This is a genomic window from Rhodospirillales bacterium (genome assembly GCA_016712595.1).
Taxonomy (GTDB): domain Bacteria; phylum Pseudomonadota; class Alphaproteobacteria; order Rhodospirillales; family Defluviicoccaceae; genus Defluviicoccus.
Genome location: JADJQT010000001.1, coordinates 2,445,458 through 2,462,235, shown reverse-complemented (window position 1 = coordinate 2,462,235; position 16,778 = coordinate 2,445,458). Strand labels below are relative to the sequence as shown.

18 protein-coding genes and 1 tRNA gene are annotated in these 16,778 nt (G+C 65.4%); 11 read left to right on the top strand and 8 right to left on the bottom strand.

Features of this window, described 5'->3' with window-relative positions; all coding sequences use genetic code 11:
- The first annotated feature begins 42 nt into the window (after positions 1-42).
- The 7 genes from IPK66_11095 (at position 43) to tkt (ending at position 7,540) form a co-directional block, all read left to right on the top strand.
- Entirely contained in the window at positions 43-261 is a 219-nt protein-coding gene (locus IPK66_11095; protein MBK8175779.1) for a heavy-metal-associated domain-containing protein, read from the top strand.
- 461 nt (positions 262-722) lie between these two features.
- Positions 723-1,034 carry a carboxymuconolactone decarboxylase family protein gene (locus tag IPK66_11090; GenBank protein ID MBK8175778.1) on the top strand — a complete coding sequence of 104 codons (312 nt, stop codon included), beginning with the start codon at positions 723-725 and terminating at the stop codon, positions 1,032-1,034.
- Between the two features lie 197 nt (positions 1,035-1,231).
- On the top strand, positions 1,232-1,714 hold the full coding sequence (locus IPK66_11085) for a carboxymuconolactone decarboxylase family protein (protein ID MBK8175777.1): 483 nt from the start codon (positions 1,232-1,234) through the stop codon (positions 1,712-1,714).
- A gap of 126 nt (positions 1,715-1,840) precedes the next feature.
- Positions 1,841-3,925: a HAMP domain-containing protein gene (locus IPK66_11080; protein MBK8175776.1), complete on the top strand. Its 2,085-nt coding sequence runs from the start codon at positions 1,841-1,843 to the stop codon at positions 3,923-3,925.
- Between the two features lie 159 nt (positions 3,926-4,084).
- Positions 4,085-4,160 (top strand) — tRNA-His (locus IPK66_11075).
- 205 nt (positions 4,161-4,365) lie between these two features.
- Positions 4,366-5,364, top strand: a complete 999-nt coding sequence (locus tag IPK66_11070; protein ID MBK8175775.1) for a phosphoribulokinase — start codon at positions 4,366-4,368, stop codon at positions 5,362-5,364.
- Positions 5,365-5,512: 148 nt separating this feature from the next.
- Positions 5,513-7,540 (top strand): transketolase, encoded by a 2,028-nt coding sequence (gene tkt / locus IPK66_11065; GenBank protein MBK8175774.1) that lies wholly within the window; start codon positions 5,513-5,515, stop codon positions 7,538-7,540.
- 59 nt (positions 7,541-7,599) lie between these two features.
- Here tkt and IPK66_11060 read toward each other — a convergent pair whose 3' ends face one another.
- Positions 7,600-8,121, bottom strand: coding sequence for a DUF2780 domain-containing protein (locus tag IPK66_11060; GenBank protein MBK8175773.1), 522 nt, complete (start codon positions 8,119-8,121; stop codon positions 7,600-7,602).
- A 296-nt stretch (positions 8,122-8,417) separates the two neighbouring features.
- Between IPK66_11060 and IPK66_11055 the strand changes: the two genes are divergently transcribed.
- On the top strand, positions 8,418-9,110 hold the full coding sequence (locus IPK66_11055; protein ID MBK8175772.1) for a ribulose-phosphate 3-epimerase: 693 nt from the start codon (positions 8,418-8,420) through the stop codon (positions 9,108-9,110).
- 15 nt (positions 9,111-9,125) lie between these two features.
- Here the strand turns inward: IPK66_11055 and IPK66_11050 are convergent, their stop codons facing one another.
- The 6 genes from IPK66_11050 to IPK66_11025 form a co-directional block, all read right to left on the bottom strand.
- The gene (locus tag IPK66_11050; protein ID MBK8175771.1) at positions 9,126-9,434 is read right to left on the bottom strand and encodes a hypothetical protein; all 309 of its coding nucleotides are present in this window, start codon (positions 9,432-9,434) and stop codon (positions 9,126-9,128) included.
- 171 nt (positions 9,435-9,605) lie between these two features.
- Positions 9,606-10,073, bottom strand: a complete 468-nt coding sequence (locus IPK66_11045) for a flavodoxin family protein (GenBank protein MBK8175770.1) — start codon at positions 10,071-10,073, stop codon at positions 9,606-9,608.
- 13 nt (positions 10,074-10,086) lie between these two features.
- Positions 10,087-10,584, bottom strand: a complete 498-nt coding sequence (locus IPK66_11040) for a universal stress protein (GenBank protein ID MBK8175769.1) — start codon at positions 10,582-10,584, stop codon at positions 10,087-10,089.
- A 24-nt stretch (positions 10,585-10,608) separates the two neighbouring features.
- On the bottom strand, positions 10,609-11,307 hold the full coding sequence (locus IPK66_11035; GenBank protein MBK8175768.1) for a TIGR02186 family protein: 699 nt from the start codon (positions 11,305-11,307) through the stop codon (positions 10,609-10,611).
- A gap of 86 nt (positions 11,308-11,393) precedes the next feature.
- Positions 11,394-12,314: a sulfite exporter TauE/SafE family protein gene (locus tag IPK66_11030; GenBank protein ID MBK8175767.1), complete on the bottom strand. Its 921-nt coding sequence runs from the start codon at positions 12,312-12,314 to the stop codon at positions 11,394-11,396.
- A 170-nt stretch (positions 12,315-12,484) separates the two neighbouring features.
- Positions 12,485-12,934: an NUDIX hydrolase gene (locus tag IPK66_11025; protein ID MBK8175766.1), complete on the bottom strand. Its 450-nt coding sequence runs from the start codon at positions 12,932-12,934 to the stop codon at positions 12,485-12,487.
- 131 nt (positions 12,935-13,065) lie between these two features.
- On the opposite strand from IPK66_11025, the gene IPK66_11020 reads away from it, so the two are divergent.
- Together IPK66_11020 and IPK66_11015 are read left to right on the top strand one after the other, a co-directional pair.
- Complete coding sequence (locus IPK66_11020; protein ID MBK8175765.1) at positions 13,066-13,938, top strand: alpha/beta hydrolase; 873 nt, start codon at positions 13,066-13,068, stop codon at positions 13,936-13,938.
- Positions 13,939-13,981: 43 nt separating this feature from the next.
- A complete protein-coding gene (locus IPK66_11015; GenBank protein ID MBK8175764.1) occupies positions 13,982-14,728 on the top strand; it encodes a DUF502 domain-containing protein in 747 nt (248 codons plus the stop codon).
- 132 nt (positions 14,729-14,860) lie between these two features.
- Here the strand turns inward: IPK66_11015 and IPK66_11010 are convergent, their stop codons facing one another.
- Positions 14,861-15,145 (bottom strand): hypothetical protein, encoded by a 285-nt coding sequence (locus tag IPK66_11010; protein ID MBK8175763.1) that lies wholly within the window; start codon positions 15,143-15,145, stop codon positions 14,861-14,863.
- Between the two features lie 322 nt (positions 15,146-15,467).
- Between IPK66_11010 and IPK66_11005 the strand changes: the two genes are divergently transcribed.
- Positions 15,468-16,754, top strand: a complete 1,287-nt coding sequence (locus IPK66_11005; protein MBK8175762.1) for a DUF2325 domain-containing protein — start codon at positions 15,468-15,470, stop codon at positions 16,752-16,754.
- The last annotated feature ends 24 nt before the right edge of the window (positions 16,755-16,778 follow it).

The window sequence follows — 16,778 nt, the reverse complement described above, 5'->3', positions numbered from 1 at the left end:
CCATCTACGAGCAAAATCGCGATGAGCTATGAGGAGACAACGATGGGCAACGTGCGAACCTACTCGGTTGACGGCATGACCTGCGAGGGCTGCGTGCGCGCCGTGACCAACGCCATCCGCAAGGCCGGCCCCGACGCCTTTGTGCAGATCGACCTTCCGACCGGCACCGTCAGCGTCGGCGGCATCGACAGCGACGATACCGTGCGCACCGCCGTCGAGCAGGCCGGCTTCGACTTCCTCGGTCCGGTCAATCCCGTCTGATGCTGACACGCCGCGGACCGATCGCGCTCAGAAAAGCACCCCATCGGGCTTGGTTTCATCCCATTCAACAGCCCCTTGTTTCCGATAAGCCATTGAAACAACAAATATGCTCTCGCCGCAACCGTGCGTCCGTCATCGCTTGTCGTCAAATGTCGTCATTGTGTCCTAGCTTTTCCTTGCCGCAGGCGGCCGTAAGGTACATAACGAGAACATATAGGGCCTCCCGACCCGCGTCAACCGCCTGAAGTTTGGGGCAGGGCAACGCCCGTAACCTTCCGGACGCAGCCTCCCGCGAGCGGGGTGCACAGCCTGCCTCACCCCATCGACAATGAGATCGTCTTTTGCGATAGCGGGTTGATGGTCCGAGCGAGACCGATAAAGGGTGTACTCGGGCGTTCGAGAGATCATCTCAGGGTTGGGGCAACCAGAACGATTGCTGCCCTGATCGCTGAGGAGGAAACATGAGCGCCGCTGATGAACTGAAGAAGCTGGCTCCACTCGGAGAGCTTAAGCCAGAGGTGATGAAGGCCTTCGTCGCCTTCGATAGCGCGGCCATGGCCGATGGCGCGCTGTCGCGAAAGATCAAGGAGCTGATGGCGGTTGCCGTGGCGCTGACCACCCAGTGCCCTTACTGCCTGACCATTCACAGCGAATTCGCGCGCAAGGCGGGCGCGACCGACGAGGAACTGGCGGAAGTCACCTTCCTCGCCGCCGCGCTGCGCGCCGGTGCCGCGGTCACGCACGGCGCCAATCACGTGCTGCCCAGGACCTGAACGTCCAACCCGGCCGGCGTGCGCCTGAACGTCTGGCCGGCGCGTGTCGCGATCCTCGCCGGGATTTCCCCGCGAGGATTTCGGCGCGAGGACTCCCACATGAGCATCGTCGGTATCATCGCGTCCGCTCGCGGACAGGCCTTCTTGAAGACGAGTGCGGCGCTCCTTAGATGCCGAAAGGGGTAGGAGATAGGCTCTTGGACGCGCGAATCAATCCCTATCAGGCGGCTCCCGAGGCGATGAAGGCGATGCTGGCGCTCGAGAGCTACGTCGGCGGCTGCGGGCTCGAGATCTCGCTGATCGATCTCGTCAAGACGCGGGCCTCGCAGATCAACGGCTGCGCCTTCTGCATCCACATGCACACGCATGAGGCGCGGGCGCGCGGCGAGAGCGAGGAGCGCCTTTATCTGCTGAGCGCCTGGGAGGAATCGCCGCTCTACAGCGAGCGGGAGCGGGCGGCGCTGGCCTGGACGGAGGCGGTGACGCGCGTTGCCGAAACCCATGTTCCCGATACAGTCTACGAAGCGGTGCGCCGATACTTCGCCGAGGACGAACTGGTCAAGCTCACCCTGCTTGTCGCCACCATCAACGCCTGGAACCGCATCGCCATCAGCTTTCGCGCGGTTCATCCCGTCGCGGCTGCTGCCGGGATACAACCGGGTACGGCCGGCGCCGCTTGAAAACCTTGCGTTAACCCGGCGCTGCTAGCCTGAGACCCGAGGCGTATGGCCTCTTGGGATTGGCGGCTGGCATCGCGATGACGGACGATCGGTCTTCGTGGCCGGCCGGGATAAGGGTCTCGGCACATGCGCATTCGATCGAGCGTTTCCATCAAGGCGAAGGTCGTCGGAATTGCCTTGCTTGTCTTCCTTGCGATCGTCATCGCCGCAGTGTCCACGTTCTGGGAGACGCGGCGCGAACAGGCGGCAATCGCGGAGATCGAGCACGCAGCGTCGACGGTGACCGAACGGATCATGCCGCTCGCCACTCACATCGCGATGATCCGCTACGACGTTGCCCAGGTGCAGCAGTGGTTGACCGACATCTCGGCGACGCGTGGGCAGGATGGTCTCGACGACGGGCCGCAACAGGCCGCCGAGTATGCCGCCGATTTTGAACAGCAGGTTGCGGCGTCGATCCCGCTCGCCGGGGATCTCGGCCTTACCGAGGTGGTGAAGGCATTACAGGAAGCGCAAGAGAACTTCCCACCCTATTACGCGACCGGTCGGAGCATGGCGGAGGCGTATGTGCAGGGCGGCCCTCCGGCGGGAAACAAGCTGATGTCGGCGTTCGATGCGGACGCCGAGCGCATCGGCGATACCATGACCCGCCTGCTCGAATCGGCTGAAACGGCCGCTGCACAGCGCGTTGCCGAGCTGAATGCCGCATCCGTGGAAATTCGCGCCTCGGGGAACGATCAACAGCGTACGCTGTTGATCTCCGGCATTGCCATCCTGGCGGCGATCATCGGCTTTGTCGTCTACCTGCGCGTTTTCGTTACCCGGCCGCTGGGAACGCTGACCGGCGTCATGCGCTCACTCGCCGAGGGAAATCTTGACGTGCCGATCGGCTTCGAGGCGCGCGGGGACGAGATCGGCCAGATGGCCAAGGCGGTCCGCGTCTTCCAGCGCGCGGCGATCGAGAATGGCGCCCTGCGAGCGCAGCGGGAGCAGGCACAGGCGCAGGCGGAACGCGAGCGGCACACGGCATTGAGAGACATGGCGGACACGGTCGAAACCGAAACCCGTTCCGCGGTCGATCGTGTCGGCGGTCAAACCGGAGAGATGGCGGCGCGCGCCGCAACGATGCTGAACTCGGCGCAGGAGGTCACCGCGATCTCGAACGGTCTTGCCACCGACGCGGACCTCGCCTTTGCCAATGCCCAGTCCGTCGCCGCCGCGACCGAACAGCTCTCGGCGTCGACTCAGGAGATCGGCACGCAGGTCAGCAGCGCGTCCGATGTCACCGGCCGGGCGGTGGACAGGGCGCAGTCAGCACGGGCGAGCATCGAGGCGCTGAGCGAGGCTGTCGAGCGGATCGACTCGATGGCCCAGCTCATCGAAGGCTTCGCCAACGAAACCAATCTCTTGGCACTGAACGCCACGATCGAATCGGCACGGGCGGGCGCGGCCGGTCGCGGCTTCGCTGTCGTCGCCAGTGAGGTTAAGAACCTGGCGAACGAAACTCAGCGATCGGCGAGCGAGATCGCGGCGCTGCTGGCCCAGGTCCGCCAGGCGACGTCGGCCGCCGTCGGCACGGTGAACGAGGTCACCCAGACCATCGCCGAGGTCTCGCAGATCTCATCGGCGATCGCCGCCGCCGTCGAGCAGCAGAACGCAACGACGCGTGAGCTTGCAAGGGCGAGCGCCGAAACCAGCCAAGCCGCCCAGCATGTCTCCGCCAGCGCCACGCGTGCCGCGGGGGTCGCTCAGACCACGCACACCGTCGCCGGCGAGGTCCGCGACGGTGCCGCAGAAATGTCCGCCGGCATCGACGACCTGCGCGAGAGCTTGGTCCGCGTCGTCCGCTCCGCCACTGCCGAGGTCGATCGCCGGTCGAACGCCCGCATTCCCGTGGCCCTGTCGTGCGCGATCGAGGCGGCGGGCGGGCGCCACTCAGGCGAGGTGATCAATATTTCCTGCGGCGGCGCCGAGATCACCGGCGTTCCGCTTCTCGCCGCGGGACAACGCGGTACGCTTCACATCGGTGGAATGCCCCAGGCCCTGCCGTTCGATGTCAAGGCGTGCAAGCACGAGCATCTGCATATCGCCTTCCATCTCACCGACGCCGAGTCTCAAGAACTCTCCGGCTTTCTCGCACGCCTCGCCTCGGCTGTCGTGCCTTGCCCGTCTGACCTGAAGGAGGACGTTCCGCTGCGGTCGGCGGCGTAGGCGGTACGTCTTTCTGTCGCCGACGCTGCGGATCTCATCCGCAATTGGAGCGGCGTTCGTCGCCGGGACCGGCGGTGACGCCGGCCATTCATCCAACACCGGTGCCGGCGAATGCTTGACGGGCGGGGCGGCGGGGTCTTACATCTCCGCGGTGTGCTGGCGGGAGTAGCTCAGTTGGCAGAGCACCGGGTTGTGGTCTCGGGTGTCGCGGGTTCGAATCCCGTCTCTCGCCCCAGTTCCCGTATGCCCATGCGCCCCGTCCTTTTTGTCCGCTCGTGTTAATTACGGCGGGAGTAAGTGGCGTCCCCAACCGCCAGAAAATCAGGCGGCTTTGCTTTCGCGCAGGGCAGGGGTGCACGCAACGGACGCGGCAGGGGGTTTTCAAATCACCCGCAGCACAGTATTGAGAAGGCCAGCGCACCCGCGGCACAGCCGCAAGGGTGCTTTTGTCGTCGGCCAGGAGTGCAGCGGTGAAGATCGGGGTTCAACGCCGGGAGCGGCCGGTCATCATCGGTATCGTCGGCGATTCCGGTGCCGGAAAGACGACGTTCGCCGCCGGCCTTGCCGCCATTCTTGGCCCGGATCGGGCGCTGAACATCTGTATCGATGACTATCATCGCTATTCGCGCGGACAACGGGCTGTCAATGGGCTGACGCCGCATGATCCCGCCTGCAACTATCTTGATATTCTCGAGCAGCACATCGACCTCTTGCGCGCCGGCCAGCCGATTCTCAAACCGGTCTACAATCACGTCGGCGGCGTGCTCGAAGCGCCGGAGTATGTCGAGCCGAAGCGCTTCATCATTCTCGAAGGACTGCACGGTTACGCGACACCGCGGCTGCGCGATGCCTATGATCTCAAGTTCTACATGGAACCACAGGAGGCGCTGCGCTTGCGCTGGAAGTTCCAGCGGGACACCGGACCCGGCGGCCTCGGCTATACCATCGAGCAGGCAATGGCGTTGCTGCCGAAGCTGAACCGCGACGCCGGGCTCTACGTGGCCCCGCAGCGGGCCTATGCCGATGTCGTCGTCAGCTTCTACGTACCGGACGGCTTGGCGGAGGAGGCGGGCAGCCGCCTGAACGCCCGCCACATTCTTCGCCCGACGCTGCCCTATGTCGACCTCGCGCCGCTGCTGGAGGCAGGAGCGGATGCTGGCTTGGTCCTTGAACTTGCCCGCGACGTCGACGGCCGGCCGGCAGACGCGCTGCACATCGAAGGAGCAGTGGAGGACTGGCGCGCCCGCGCGCTGCAGCGCGACCTGTGGCGATTGTTGTGCGAGCTGCCCGGGTTCGGCGCCTCGGCGTCCGGGTTGCCGAGGCTGGGGGTTTTTCGCGATGCCGACAATGCCATTTGCGAGAGTCACCCGCTCGCCGTCTCGCAACTGGTCATCGCGCACTATCTTTTGAACGCGGCGGTCGGGGCCCATGCGATCTGAGGACAAGCAACCGATGAACGTGGTTCGATCCCAAGCGATTTCTCAGGACACGCTGCTGACCGCGGCACCTGGGGCGCGGCTGGATAACACGCTTGAGAGGCCGTTCGATAACGCGGCAGAGGCGCCGTTGCCGGCGCGCTTCGCGGAGATGGTCAACGCCATCCGCTTTCTTGCAGCCGACGCGGTGCAGAAGGCGAAGTCCGGCCATCCCGGCATGCCGATGGGCATGGCGAACGCGGCCAGCGTTTTGTGGACGCAATTTCTCAAGTTCGATCCGCAGCATCCTGAATGGGAGGACCGGGATCGCTTCATCCTCTCCGCCGGTCACGGCTCGATGCTGCTTTACGCCTTGCTCTATCTGAGCGGCTTCGAAGAGATCACTCTCGAAGAAATCCGCAACTTCCGCCAGCTCGGCTCGAAGACGCCGGGCCATCCCGAATACGACGTGCCGCGCGGCATTGAAACCACGACCGGACCGCTGGCCCAGGGCCTCGGCAACGCCGTCGGCATGGCGCTCGCGGAGCGGTTGCGCGCCGCGCGCTGCGGCGAGGACATCGTCGATCACTACACGTATTGCATCGTCGGCGACGGTTGCCTGATGGAAGGCCTCAGTCAGGAGGCGATCTCGTTCGCCGGCTTCCACCGGCTCGCCAAGCTGATCGTGCTGTGGGACGACAATCGCATCTCGATCGACGGGCCGACGACTCTCGCGCTCGGCGATAACCAGCTCGCCCGCTTCGAGGCCTGTGGCTGGGATGCGCAGAGCGTCGATGGCGACGACCCGCAAGCCGTCGCCCGGGCGATCGCCAAGGCACGGGCTTCCGACAAGCCCTCGCTGATTGCCTGCCGGACGACCATCGGCAAGGGCGCGCCGAAGAAAGGGGGCACCGAACAGGCGCACGGCGCGCCGCTCGGCGACGAGGAGATCGCCGGCGCGCGCAAGGCGCTCGGCTGGGAGCATCCGCCGTTCGTCGTCCCCCCGCATGTCCTGGACGCGTGGCGGGCGGCGGGACGTCGCTCGCAGTCCGAGCGCGAGGCGTGGGACGACCGCTTTGCCGCGTTGCCCGCCAAAAAGCAAGAGGCGTTCCGCAAGACCACCGCCGGCAAGCTGATGTCGGGCTGGCAGGCGCCACTCAACGCCTTCAAACGCAAGCTCGCCTCGGAGCAGCCGAAGTGGGCGACGCGCAAGGCCTCGGGGGAAGCGCTGGAGATTCTCACCACCACCTTTCCTGAGATGATCGGCGGCTCGGCTGATCTGTCCGAATCGGTATTCACCAAGACGACGTCGGTGACCGACATCGTGCCCGGCGACTTTTCCGGCCGGTACGTTCACTACGGCGTGCGCGAACACGCCATGGCCTCGATCATGAACGGCATGGCGCTGCACGGCGGCTTCATTCCCTATGGCGGCACCTTCCTCGTCTTCGCCGACTACATGCGCGGGGCGATGCGGATGTCGGCGCTGATGCGTCAGCGAGTGATTTACGTGCTCACCCATGATTCGATCGGCGTTGGCGAGGACGGCCCGACCCACCAACCGTCGGAGACGGTGGCGAGCCTCAGGGTCATGCCGAACATGCTGGTGTTCCGCCCGGCCGACGCCATCGAGACCTTCGAGTGCTGGGTGATCGCCCTGACCGAGAGCGATATGCCCTCGTGCCTGGTGCTCACCCGCCAGGCGGTTCCGGCTGTCCGCCTTGAGCACGAGAGCGTCAACCTGTGCGCCCGCGGCGCCTATGTGCTCCACGAGGCCGTCGATGGCGAGCGCGAGGTGACGCTGTTCGCCACCGGCTCGGAGGTCCACGTCGCCGTCGAGGCTCGCGCCCGCCTGCAGGCCGACGGCATTCCCACCGCCGTCGTCTCCATGCCGTGCTGGGAACTGTTCGACATCCAGCCGGAAAAGTATCGGCGGGAGGTCCTGGGGCCAGCTTGGCCGGAATGCGTGCGTGGCGCCGTCGAGGCGGCGATCTCTCCCGGCTGGGACCGTTACATCGGCGAGAACGGCGTGTTTGTCGGCTTGAACGGCTTCGGCCTCTCCGGACCTGGCGAGGTGTTGTTCAAGCACTTCGGGATCACGCCCGAAAATGTTGTCACCCAGATCAAGGCGGCGCTCGCCCGCCGCGCCGACGTTTTCCGTCGGCGCGACCGCAGGTTCGGTATGGACGTGGTCGGCTGAGCGCCAAGGGCGCTCAGCTATATGCCGGTTTCAGCCGCCTGATCTTGAGCCGCCCGATTTCAACCGCCAAGGAGCGCGCTGCCGAGCATCTTGGAAACGGACGCGCCACCCTCCTGCTCCACGTAACCGACGACGGTCTCGACCATCGGGGCGATCTGGTCGTTGGATAAGCCCAGGCTCTGGAACGGACCGGACAGGGCGGTCAGCGATGAGGCGCCGGATACGCCGGGAACCACCCCCATCGCGCCGGTTCCCAACGCCTTGGCGCTGCCGCCAAGGGAACTCGCCGCACCGGCCGTAGCACCGCCGCTGGCTGACGTCGTTAGCTCTGGCGCCTGATCGATGAGGTTATCGACGCCGGGGACCGAATCGGCAACCTTGCCGAACTGATCGGCGCTCATGCGTTGCTGTGCCAGTTCAAACACCGCTCCGGCGCCGCCAGCGGCCTGCTTGGGGCTGATTCCCATCTTGCCCACAAGGATGCTGACCAGTTCGGTCGCATCCGCCGAAGCCGGCAGGGGCGCAAGCAGGCACGAGGTCAGCAGCGCGGCGGCAAGGCCGCCAGTCTTTAACATGCGCATGGTCATTGTCCTCTTCGAGCAAAGGGTAGACATCGTGCTGTCGGCGTCGCACCCGTCCTGGCAGGGTTGATAAACCGGCTTGGCGAAACCCGCTACTTCTGGATCGCCAAAAACGCGCAGGTTTCACGCGCGCTGGCGCGGCGGTGTTCGGCATTATAGGTATGACTATGGGGATTCTGCGGCCGGGATCGGCGGCGAACAAGGCAGAAGGATGCGCGTAGGTGATTGACGGTGTGGAATACGCTGGGCATCGGTCAGCGAACGCTGCGGCGCCCGGAGGCGAGGCGAACGGGTCGATGCCTTCCGCCACGGTGTCCATCGCGCCTTCCGGCGCGGTGTGGATCGCGCCCTCCATTCTCTCGGCCGATTTCTCCCGGTTGGGGGAGGAGGTGCGGGCAATCGACACCGCAGGGTGCGACTTCGTGCATATCGACGTCATGGATGGCCATTTCGTGCCGAACCTGACCTTCGGCCCACCGGTGATCCGCGCGCTGCGCCCGCACACGCAAAAGCCTTTCGACGTGCACCTGATGATTGATCCGGCGCAGCCCTTTCTGCCCGATTTCGCCGCGGCGGGAGCCGATATCATCACCGTTCACGCAGAGGCGGACAAACATCTCGACCGCAGCCTGCAGGTGATCCGTTCGCTCGGGTGCAAGGCCGGCGTCTCGCTCAATCCTGCGACCTCCGCCGAGTGTCTTGAATACGTCCTCGATCGCCTCGACCTCATTCTGGTCATGACTGTCAATCCCGGTTTCGGTGGCCAGACGTTCATTGAGACGCAACTGGAGAAGATCCGAAAGGTGCGCGCCATGATCGGCGATCGGCCGATCGCGTTGGAAGTCGACGGCGGCGTCAACGCCGATACGGCACCGCACATCGTCGCAGCCGGAGCGAATATCCTAGTCGCGGGCTCCGCCGTGTTCCGTAACGCTGCGTATGCCGAGAATATCCGGGTGCTACGTCCGTTTGCGAATTCGCCGGCTTGAGGAGAACGAACCCCATTATCTGCCGGTGCAGGCGCGGACGCGATGCAGGAACGCCAGGGGAGCGTATCCGTAGAGCTGCTCGAACTGACCTTCGGCAACGGCGGCCAGATCCAGGAGCCCGAACGCTTCGTGCATGACCTCGGACCACTTTTCAGCGAGCGATTCGGGCGGTCCGGCAAAACGCCCGGTGGCAACGCCGGTGATAATGAAGTCGTGAAGCCACATGGCGCAGGAAACTACGGGCTCGGCTATGGTGGGTTCATCATCCGCCGCCCCGAGCGGGCGCTGATGATGAACCGGGAAGTTGATGACCGTACCGCCCACCTCAGAGATTCTCCGCTGTGCCGGCAGGCGCGCTCGACAGCGCCATTGACGACGTGGCTTGTAACGGATGCGAACATACGCGCTGTAATTGTGAGGGATGCGCGCGTGCGCGCAGTGCCGACCGTCACGCCGTAGGCTCTTTTTGTTTGATCGGAAGGAGAGGGAAGCGGCTCAGAAGGCGCCGAGCTCAAGACCGGCAGCCATAGCCGCGCCAAGATCGCGGCACTGCTCGGCAAAAATCGGCTCGAACCCGCCGCGGCAGATCAGCGGCGGCTGTACCGCGCGCCAACGCAGGCCGCCGACGATCGCTTCGACGGCGCGCCGGGTACCGGTGCCATCATGTCCGGCGCGAATCACCAGTGCGTAGGGCAAACCCTGTGTTGCTTCGAGACAGGGGTAGTAGATGCGATCGAAGAAGTCTTTCAGCGCACCGCTCATGTAGCCGAAGTTCTCGGTCGTCATCAAAAGGATCGCCGCGGCGGCGAGAACGTCGGCGGGCCCGGCCGCGAGCGGGGATACGAGGCGGACATCGACGTCGGCGATCTCACGATCGCCGGCCCCCTCGATCAGGGAGCGCAGCAGTTCTTGCGTGTTGGGCGAGGGGGCGTGGGCTACGACCAGCAGGCGCTTGCCGCTCATCGGACCGGCAACGTCAACTGATCGCGTCGATCTGTTCGTCCGACAGCCCGCCGGGAACGATGGTCACCGGGATTGGCAGGCGGCCGACGCGCTTGATCACGTGGGTAATGATGCGCCCGGCCTCCGAGCGCGGCGCCGCACCCAGCACGAGAACCGAAAGATCCGGCTCGCTCTCCAACAGGCTCATCAACTCGCCGGTGAGTTCGCCGTCGCGGATGAAGACGACCGGCGTTCGTCCGGAAAGCTTCTGAACCACGGATGAGACCACCTGCAGCATCTCTTCGGCCTGTTCACGGCGCTCTTCCGCCATCAGGTGACCGACCGACATCCAATGTTGATATTCCACAGGCTCGATGACGTAGAGAAGCGCAACCCGCCCGGCGGTGTGCTTTGCCCGGCGGCAGGCGTAGCGCAGGGCGTGGTGCAGTTCCTCCGATTCGTCGACGACACAAAGGAACGTCCGGCCGGACTTCGGGTATGTCGCCGAACGGCCCTGCTCGCCAAAGTCCAAGTCGTTGTCGTCGCTGCTCACCGGTCAGCCTTTTCGGAAGGCGAGGTTTCCGAGCCATCCTGCCATCGCCGCGATGATGACTGCAACCATGCCGTATAAGAACGACTGGTGATGGGCAAAGGCGTAGATCCGCGCTTCGAGCCCGACCTTGCCGACGACGAGTGGCGTGGTCTCGGCGCTAACCACGTCATGGTCGCGGACGAGGAACACGCTGACTGTGTAGGTGCCGATCGGCGCATTCGCCGGAATCCACAAATCGGTGCGGAAGAGGCGGTTGCCGAGGAAATGGATCTCGCCGGGCATGGCGGCGAACAGGCCCTCATCCATCCGGGTGCGGACGAGCGCATCATGGAACTCGCGAGCCCGCCGCACGCTGGTGTTCTCGAGCGGCGTAAAGACGAGCCGCTCGAGGCCCAATTGGTGGAAGTCGGCGACCGTATCCGGAAGGATCTCGGCGATCGGCCTGGTTGTCGCCATCGCCCAGAATCCGGGCACACCCGAAAAGCTCATGCCCGCTTCATTGACCCAGATACCCAGGGATCGGCCCTTGCGGTGGACCGAGGCGAGACCGTCTGGTCCGCGAACGACGACGACAATGTCGCTGGGGCCGCTCGAAGCGGCGCTGGACTCATCGCCGGCACTATCGATCGCGCCGAACAGCAGCACGTCGCTGCCGCTGAAGCCGGCGGTCACCGCCACGAGGTGATTCGACAGTGCCGCCACCAGATCGGCTCGTGCCGGCGGCGAAGGCGCGGGAATCGCCGAAAGCAACAGCGTCGCCGCAATCGCGATCCAAGAGCGCGCCCGCGTCATTCGGCTTCCGAAACCTTGCTCACCGTATAAAGATCGGCGGGTGGAACGACGAGATCATAGGCGAGCTTGCCCGCGACGCACAGCACCAGCAACGCCAGCAGCACGCGCATCTGATCGCCGCGCAGGCGGCTGCCGACGCGGACGCCGAATTGTGCGCCGATCACGCCGCCGGCGATCAGCAGCAGGGCGAGAACGACGTCGACGGTCTCGGTGCTCACCGCCTGCATGATCGTCACGCTGGCGGTCACGAAGATGATCTGAAACAGCGATGTGCCGACCACGACCGAGGACGGCATGCCAAGCAGATAGATCATCGCCGGCACCATGATGAAACCGCCACCGACGCCCATGATCGCCGCGAGGATGCCGACGATGATGCCGATGCCGACCGGCAGCAGCGCGCTCACGTAGAGTCGGGACCGGCGGAAACGCATCTTCAGCGGCAATGCGTCGAGCCACGTCCGGTGTGATCGGGCTCGAACCGGTCGCGCGCTCCGACGCCGCGCCATCGCCCGCACGCTCTCCATCAGCATCAAGATCCCGATGGCGCCGAGAAAGATCACGTACGACAGGCGGATGACGAGATCGATCTGGGAAAGACTGTGCAGGATGGTGAACACGCCGACACCGAGGATCGAACCGGCGATGCCGCCGACCAGCAGCGCGAGCCCCATCTTGACGTCGACATTGCCGCGCTGCCAGTGGGCGAGAACCGCTGAGACCGAGGGGGCGACGATCTGGTTGGCGCCGGTGGCGACCGCGACCGGGGCGGGGATGCCGATGAACATCAGCAGCGGCGTCGTCAGGAATCCGCCGCCGATACCGAACAGCCCCGACAAAAAGCCGACGAGCCCGCCGAGACCGAGGATGACGAAAGCGTTGACGGTCATCTCGGCGATCGGCAGGTAAATGTCCACTCTTGGTGTTTCCTGCGCTTGGACGGCTGCGGTAACGGCCCGTCCTGCCACCCCGGCGAGTCCCTCCATCCGGCCGGCGACGGCGGATGAGGATCAAGCTGCACAATACCGGCGGGAATCCACGGGTTCAAAGCCAATCGCCAAAGCGGCGCCGCAGATACGGATGCAGCTCAGCCCGCCCCTGCGCCGGTTGCGCATAACAGCCGTGCTTCGTCGATGATTCGCACCGTCTCGGACCAGGCGACGCGGGCTTCAAGGTCGTCGGCGCCGACCCAGGCGGCATCGGCAGCGTCGGAGGCGGCGACTGCTTCGCCCGCCTGCCACAGGGCAGCGACGTCGATGAGGGTGTAATGATAGCGGATGGCTCCGGTGGCCTCGTCGCGTTCGATGAGATCGACGACGTCGACGATGCCGACCGGGCGGATGACGATGCCCGTCTCCTCCATCACCTCACGACAAGCGCCGGCGAAGACGGTCTCGCCCAGCTTCTGCAGTCCGCCCGGCAGGCTCCATTCACCTTGACGCGGCGGCTTGGCGCGGCGGATGAGCAGCACCTGCTCGCCACGGAAGACGACGGCGCCGATGCCGACCAGCGGTCGCGGGGGATAGTCGCGCGCCATCAAATCTCTCCGTGGTTGCAGTGCCTCGATCGCGCGATGATATATAAGACGGTTGCGCGCGGCGGAAGCGGCCAGCGACCGGTGCGTGCCCACCGCAAAGCAGGGCCGTGGCGGACACAGGAGGGGTTTTGGTGTTCGAGGGATTCGACGGCAAGGACATCGCCAGCCGCGAGACGACCATCCACGTCGAGGCCGGCGGCTCGGGTCCGCCTTTGCTGCTGCTGCACGGCTATCCACAAACGCACGTCATGTGGCACAAGATCGCGGAGAATCTCGCGCAACGCTTTACCGTCATCGCCAGCGACCTGCGCGGATACGGCGACAGCGGCAAGCCCGCCTCGGACTCTTCCCATCGCGCGTATTCGAAGCGGAGCATGGCCCAGGACCAAATTGACGTCATGGCGGCGCTTGGCTTTTCGCGCTTTTTCGTCGCCGGCCACGACCGCGGGGCCCGCGTCGCGCACCGCATGGCGCTCGATCATCCCCAGGCGGTCATCCGCCTTGCCGTGCTCGACATCGTGCCAACATACGAGGTGTTTGCCACGGCCGACAAGGAGATGGCGACCGCGTACTATCACTGGTTCTTCTTAATTCAGGGCAGCGGTCTGCCGGAAACGCTGATCGGCCATGATCCAGCCTATTACCTGCAGGCAAAGCTGCGGCAATGGGCGGGCAACGTGAGCGCCTTCGATCATGAGGCGCTCGCCGAATACATCCGCTGCTTCAGCGATCCGGCGGCGGTTCATGCGTCGTGCGAGGATTACCGGGCAGCCGCCAGCATCGATCTTGTCGACGACGAAGACGATCTCGACCGCAAGATCGCCTGTCCGCTGCTGGTGCTATGGGGCGACAGAGGCTTCGTCGGGCGCCGCTACGACGTCATCGCCGCCTGGCGCAAGCGGGCCTCCGACGTTCGCGGGCGCTCCTTCGATTGCGGCCATTTTCTCGCCGAGGAAAAGCCGCAGGAAACTTTGGCCGAACTCGTGGCGTTCTTCTCGGCATGACGCACCACCGCCTGATCCGCACAGTTGCCACCCGGTGCAGGGCATGACGGCAGTGCCGACCGATCCCGGTGAGCTAGCGCCTTCCGGCGAGCGCAAATCCATCCGACTGGCACTGATGGCACGGCTGCGGGCGTACTTCTTCGCCGGCATCCTGGTTACCGCGCCGATCTCCATCACCATTTACCTCGCTTGGCTATTCGTCAGCTTTGTCGACGCGCGGGTGACCCCGCTGCTGCCGGCGCGGTTCAATCCGGAAAGCTACCTGCCGTTCGCCGTGCCGGGGCTTGGCCTGCTCATCGTCATCGTCGCGCTGACCTTGATCGGCGCGTCGACCGCAGGCTATTTCGGCCGGGCGCTCACGCGCTTTTTCGATACGCTGCTCGCCCGCATGCCGGTGATTCGCAGCGTCTACGGAGCGATCAAACAGATCGTCGAGACGGTCCTGGCAAAGAAGTCGAGCGCGTTTCGCCAGGCAGTGCTGATCCAGTATCCGCGCTACGGCATCTGGACGATCGGTTTTCTGACCGGCGTGACCGAGGGCGAGGTGCAGGCGGTCACCCAGAGCCAGGTGATCAATGTCTTCGTGCCGACGACGCCGAACCCGACCTCGGGATTCCTTTTGTTCGTGCCGCGCGCCGAGGTCGTGCCGCTGGCGATGTCGGTCGAGGACGCGCTGAAGATGGTCGTCTCCGGCGGCATCGTCACCCCACCAGTGCTGCCGGTTCCGGCGGCGCGGGAGGAGGAGAGCGCGACGCCCGGCGAAAAAGCAGCGGATGACGTCGCCGCCTGATCCGCGGCGCCTAACTCCCGGGAGGGGGGATTAGCGGCGCGAACGCCAAAGGCGACGCGGCCGGCACGTCGGCAACCGTTTCCATCCGGCTGGACCCGCTCCCAAGGCGCGCGGTCGCGCCGATGACGATGATCAGGAGGCGGCGAGGGGGCAGCCGCAGATCGGGCAGACTGCCTGGGCAAGAAACGCTTGCCGCTGCTCGTCGGTGAGGTTGGTGGCAGCGAGCGAGGCACGCAGGTCGGCCAGCGCCGCGGCGTGCGCGGGACCGGCGGTGCAGGCGAGGCGAGCCGCCTTGTATTCGGCGGTGAGGCTCGCGGCCGGCTGTTCGACGACGAACGCCTTCGACGTCGAAATGCCGGCAAGGATGCCCAGCGGCGTGAGCGCGGTCGTCGAGAGAAAACGGCGTCGCGACAGCATCGAGAGCCCTCCATCACGCGTGATCCGCCCGCAGACACAGCACCAGCCTCGCCGGGCCGGGCGCGACGATGCTTATGATAAGCGTCTCACTCTTCGCTGTGCAAACGAAACGTGGGCATCGCCAAAGCCATCCGAGCTGCCTCTTGCGGACCGTGTCACCCGTTTATTGCAATTAAGAATAATTCGCATATAGTGAGGGAATGAAATGCCAGTTCGCCATGTTGCCGGTGATGATCGCCAGTGGCGATTGGCGGTCCCAGCCAAATCGACCGGCCACGATCGGGCAGGGTGATGGTTTCGATAATGTGAAGGGAGAAAGGCGATGTGTGGGTCTAGCGAGGACGCCGGCATCGCGACCGTCGCCGCCGCTCCGGACGGTCGTCGGCGCAAGTTGTGGGAAATCGATCCGCGGCTGCTGTGCTCGGTGATCGGCACGTGTCTGACCCTGGGCGACCTGCACCGGATCGAGCGCCGGCTGGCCATCGAGCCGCTGAAAGCCGCCCGCGACTTTCAGATCCATGGCAGCTTTGTCGTCTGGGCCGGCCAGCCAGGGCCGGTGGCGAAGCAGATGCATAAAGTGCTCGAACGGCGCTACGCCGCCTCACTCCGCCGTTTCGCCGCGCTGAGCGCCAGCGACGACGTGGCGGCGCTTTGGGAGGCGAGCCTGCAGGATAGTGACGTTCCCGGACCTTATTGGGCGGTACTCACCCATCCCGCGACCAGCGAGGATCTATCGATGCGTGCCTTCGGCCAGGTGCACATGCTCTCGCACCTCGTCGGTGCCGCCAATCGCGCCGATATCCGCCGCCTCGTGGCATTGGAGAGCGAGCGCGACGCACTGATCGAGCAGTTGGCGGCGGCCAAGCGTCGCTGCGCCGAACAGGAGCGCGATGCGCGGCGGCTGGTCGATCAGCATGCCGCCGAGCTGCGCGAACTCGCCGCGCGTGTCGCGGCGGTGGGATCGCTGGAGGCGCGGGTACACGGACTCGAAGCCCAGCTTGCCGCGCACGAGTCCGGCGAGTCGGCGCGCGCCTTGCGCGCGGAACTGGACGCGGCACGCAGCGAGCTGCACGACTCCGAGGGCATCATCTCCGCGCAGCGGGCCAGCATCGCGGCATTGACCGCCGATACCGCCCGTTACGATCAGCGCCTGGCGGGCATCGATCAGATGTTCCGCGCCGCCAGCGCCGAATGCGAGGCGATGGAACGCCTGCTGCGCCAGCAGATTGCCCCGCTCGTCGTGGGTGGCGGTGCGGCCAGCGACGGGAGCGAGGGTGAAGGCGAGGGGGGGGACGACGCGCGGATCGACCTCGGCGGCCGCCGGATCGTCTACGTCGGTGGTCGTGGCTGCCTCATCCCTCACCTGCGCGCCCTGGTCGAGCGCTTCGGAGGCACCTTCCTGCACCACGACGGCGGCCTCGAGGAACAGAGCGCCCGCCTCGACGCGCTGCTTGGCCAGGGTGACGCGGTGTTCTGCCCGGTCGACTGCGTCAGCCACGAGGCCTGCCTGCGCGCCAAGCGCGTCTGCCGCCAGCGCGCCACCGCCTTCGTGCCGATGCGCACCGGCAGCTTGTCTTCCTTCGTTCAGGGTCTGCGCCAGCTCGCCTGAACGCGGAAGCCTCGCCGGAACTCC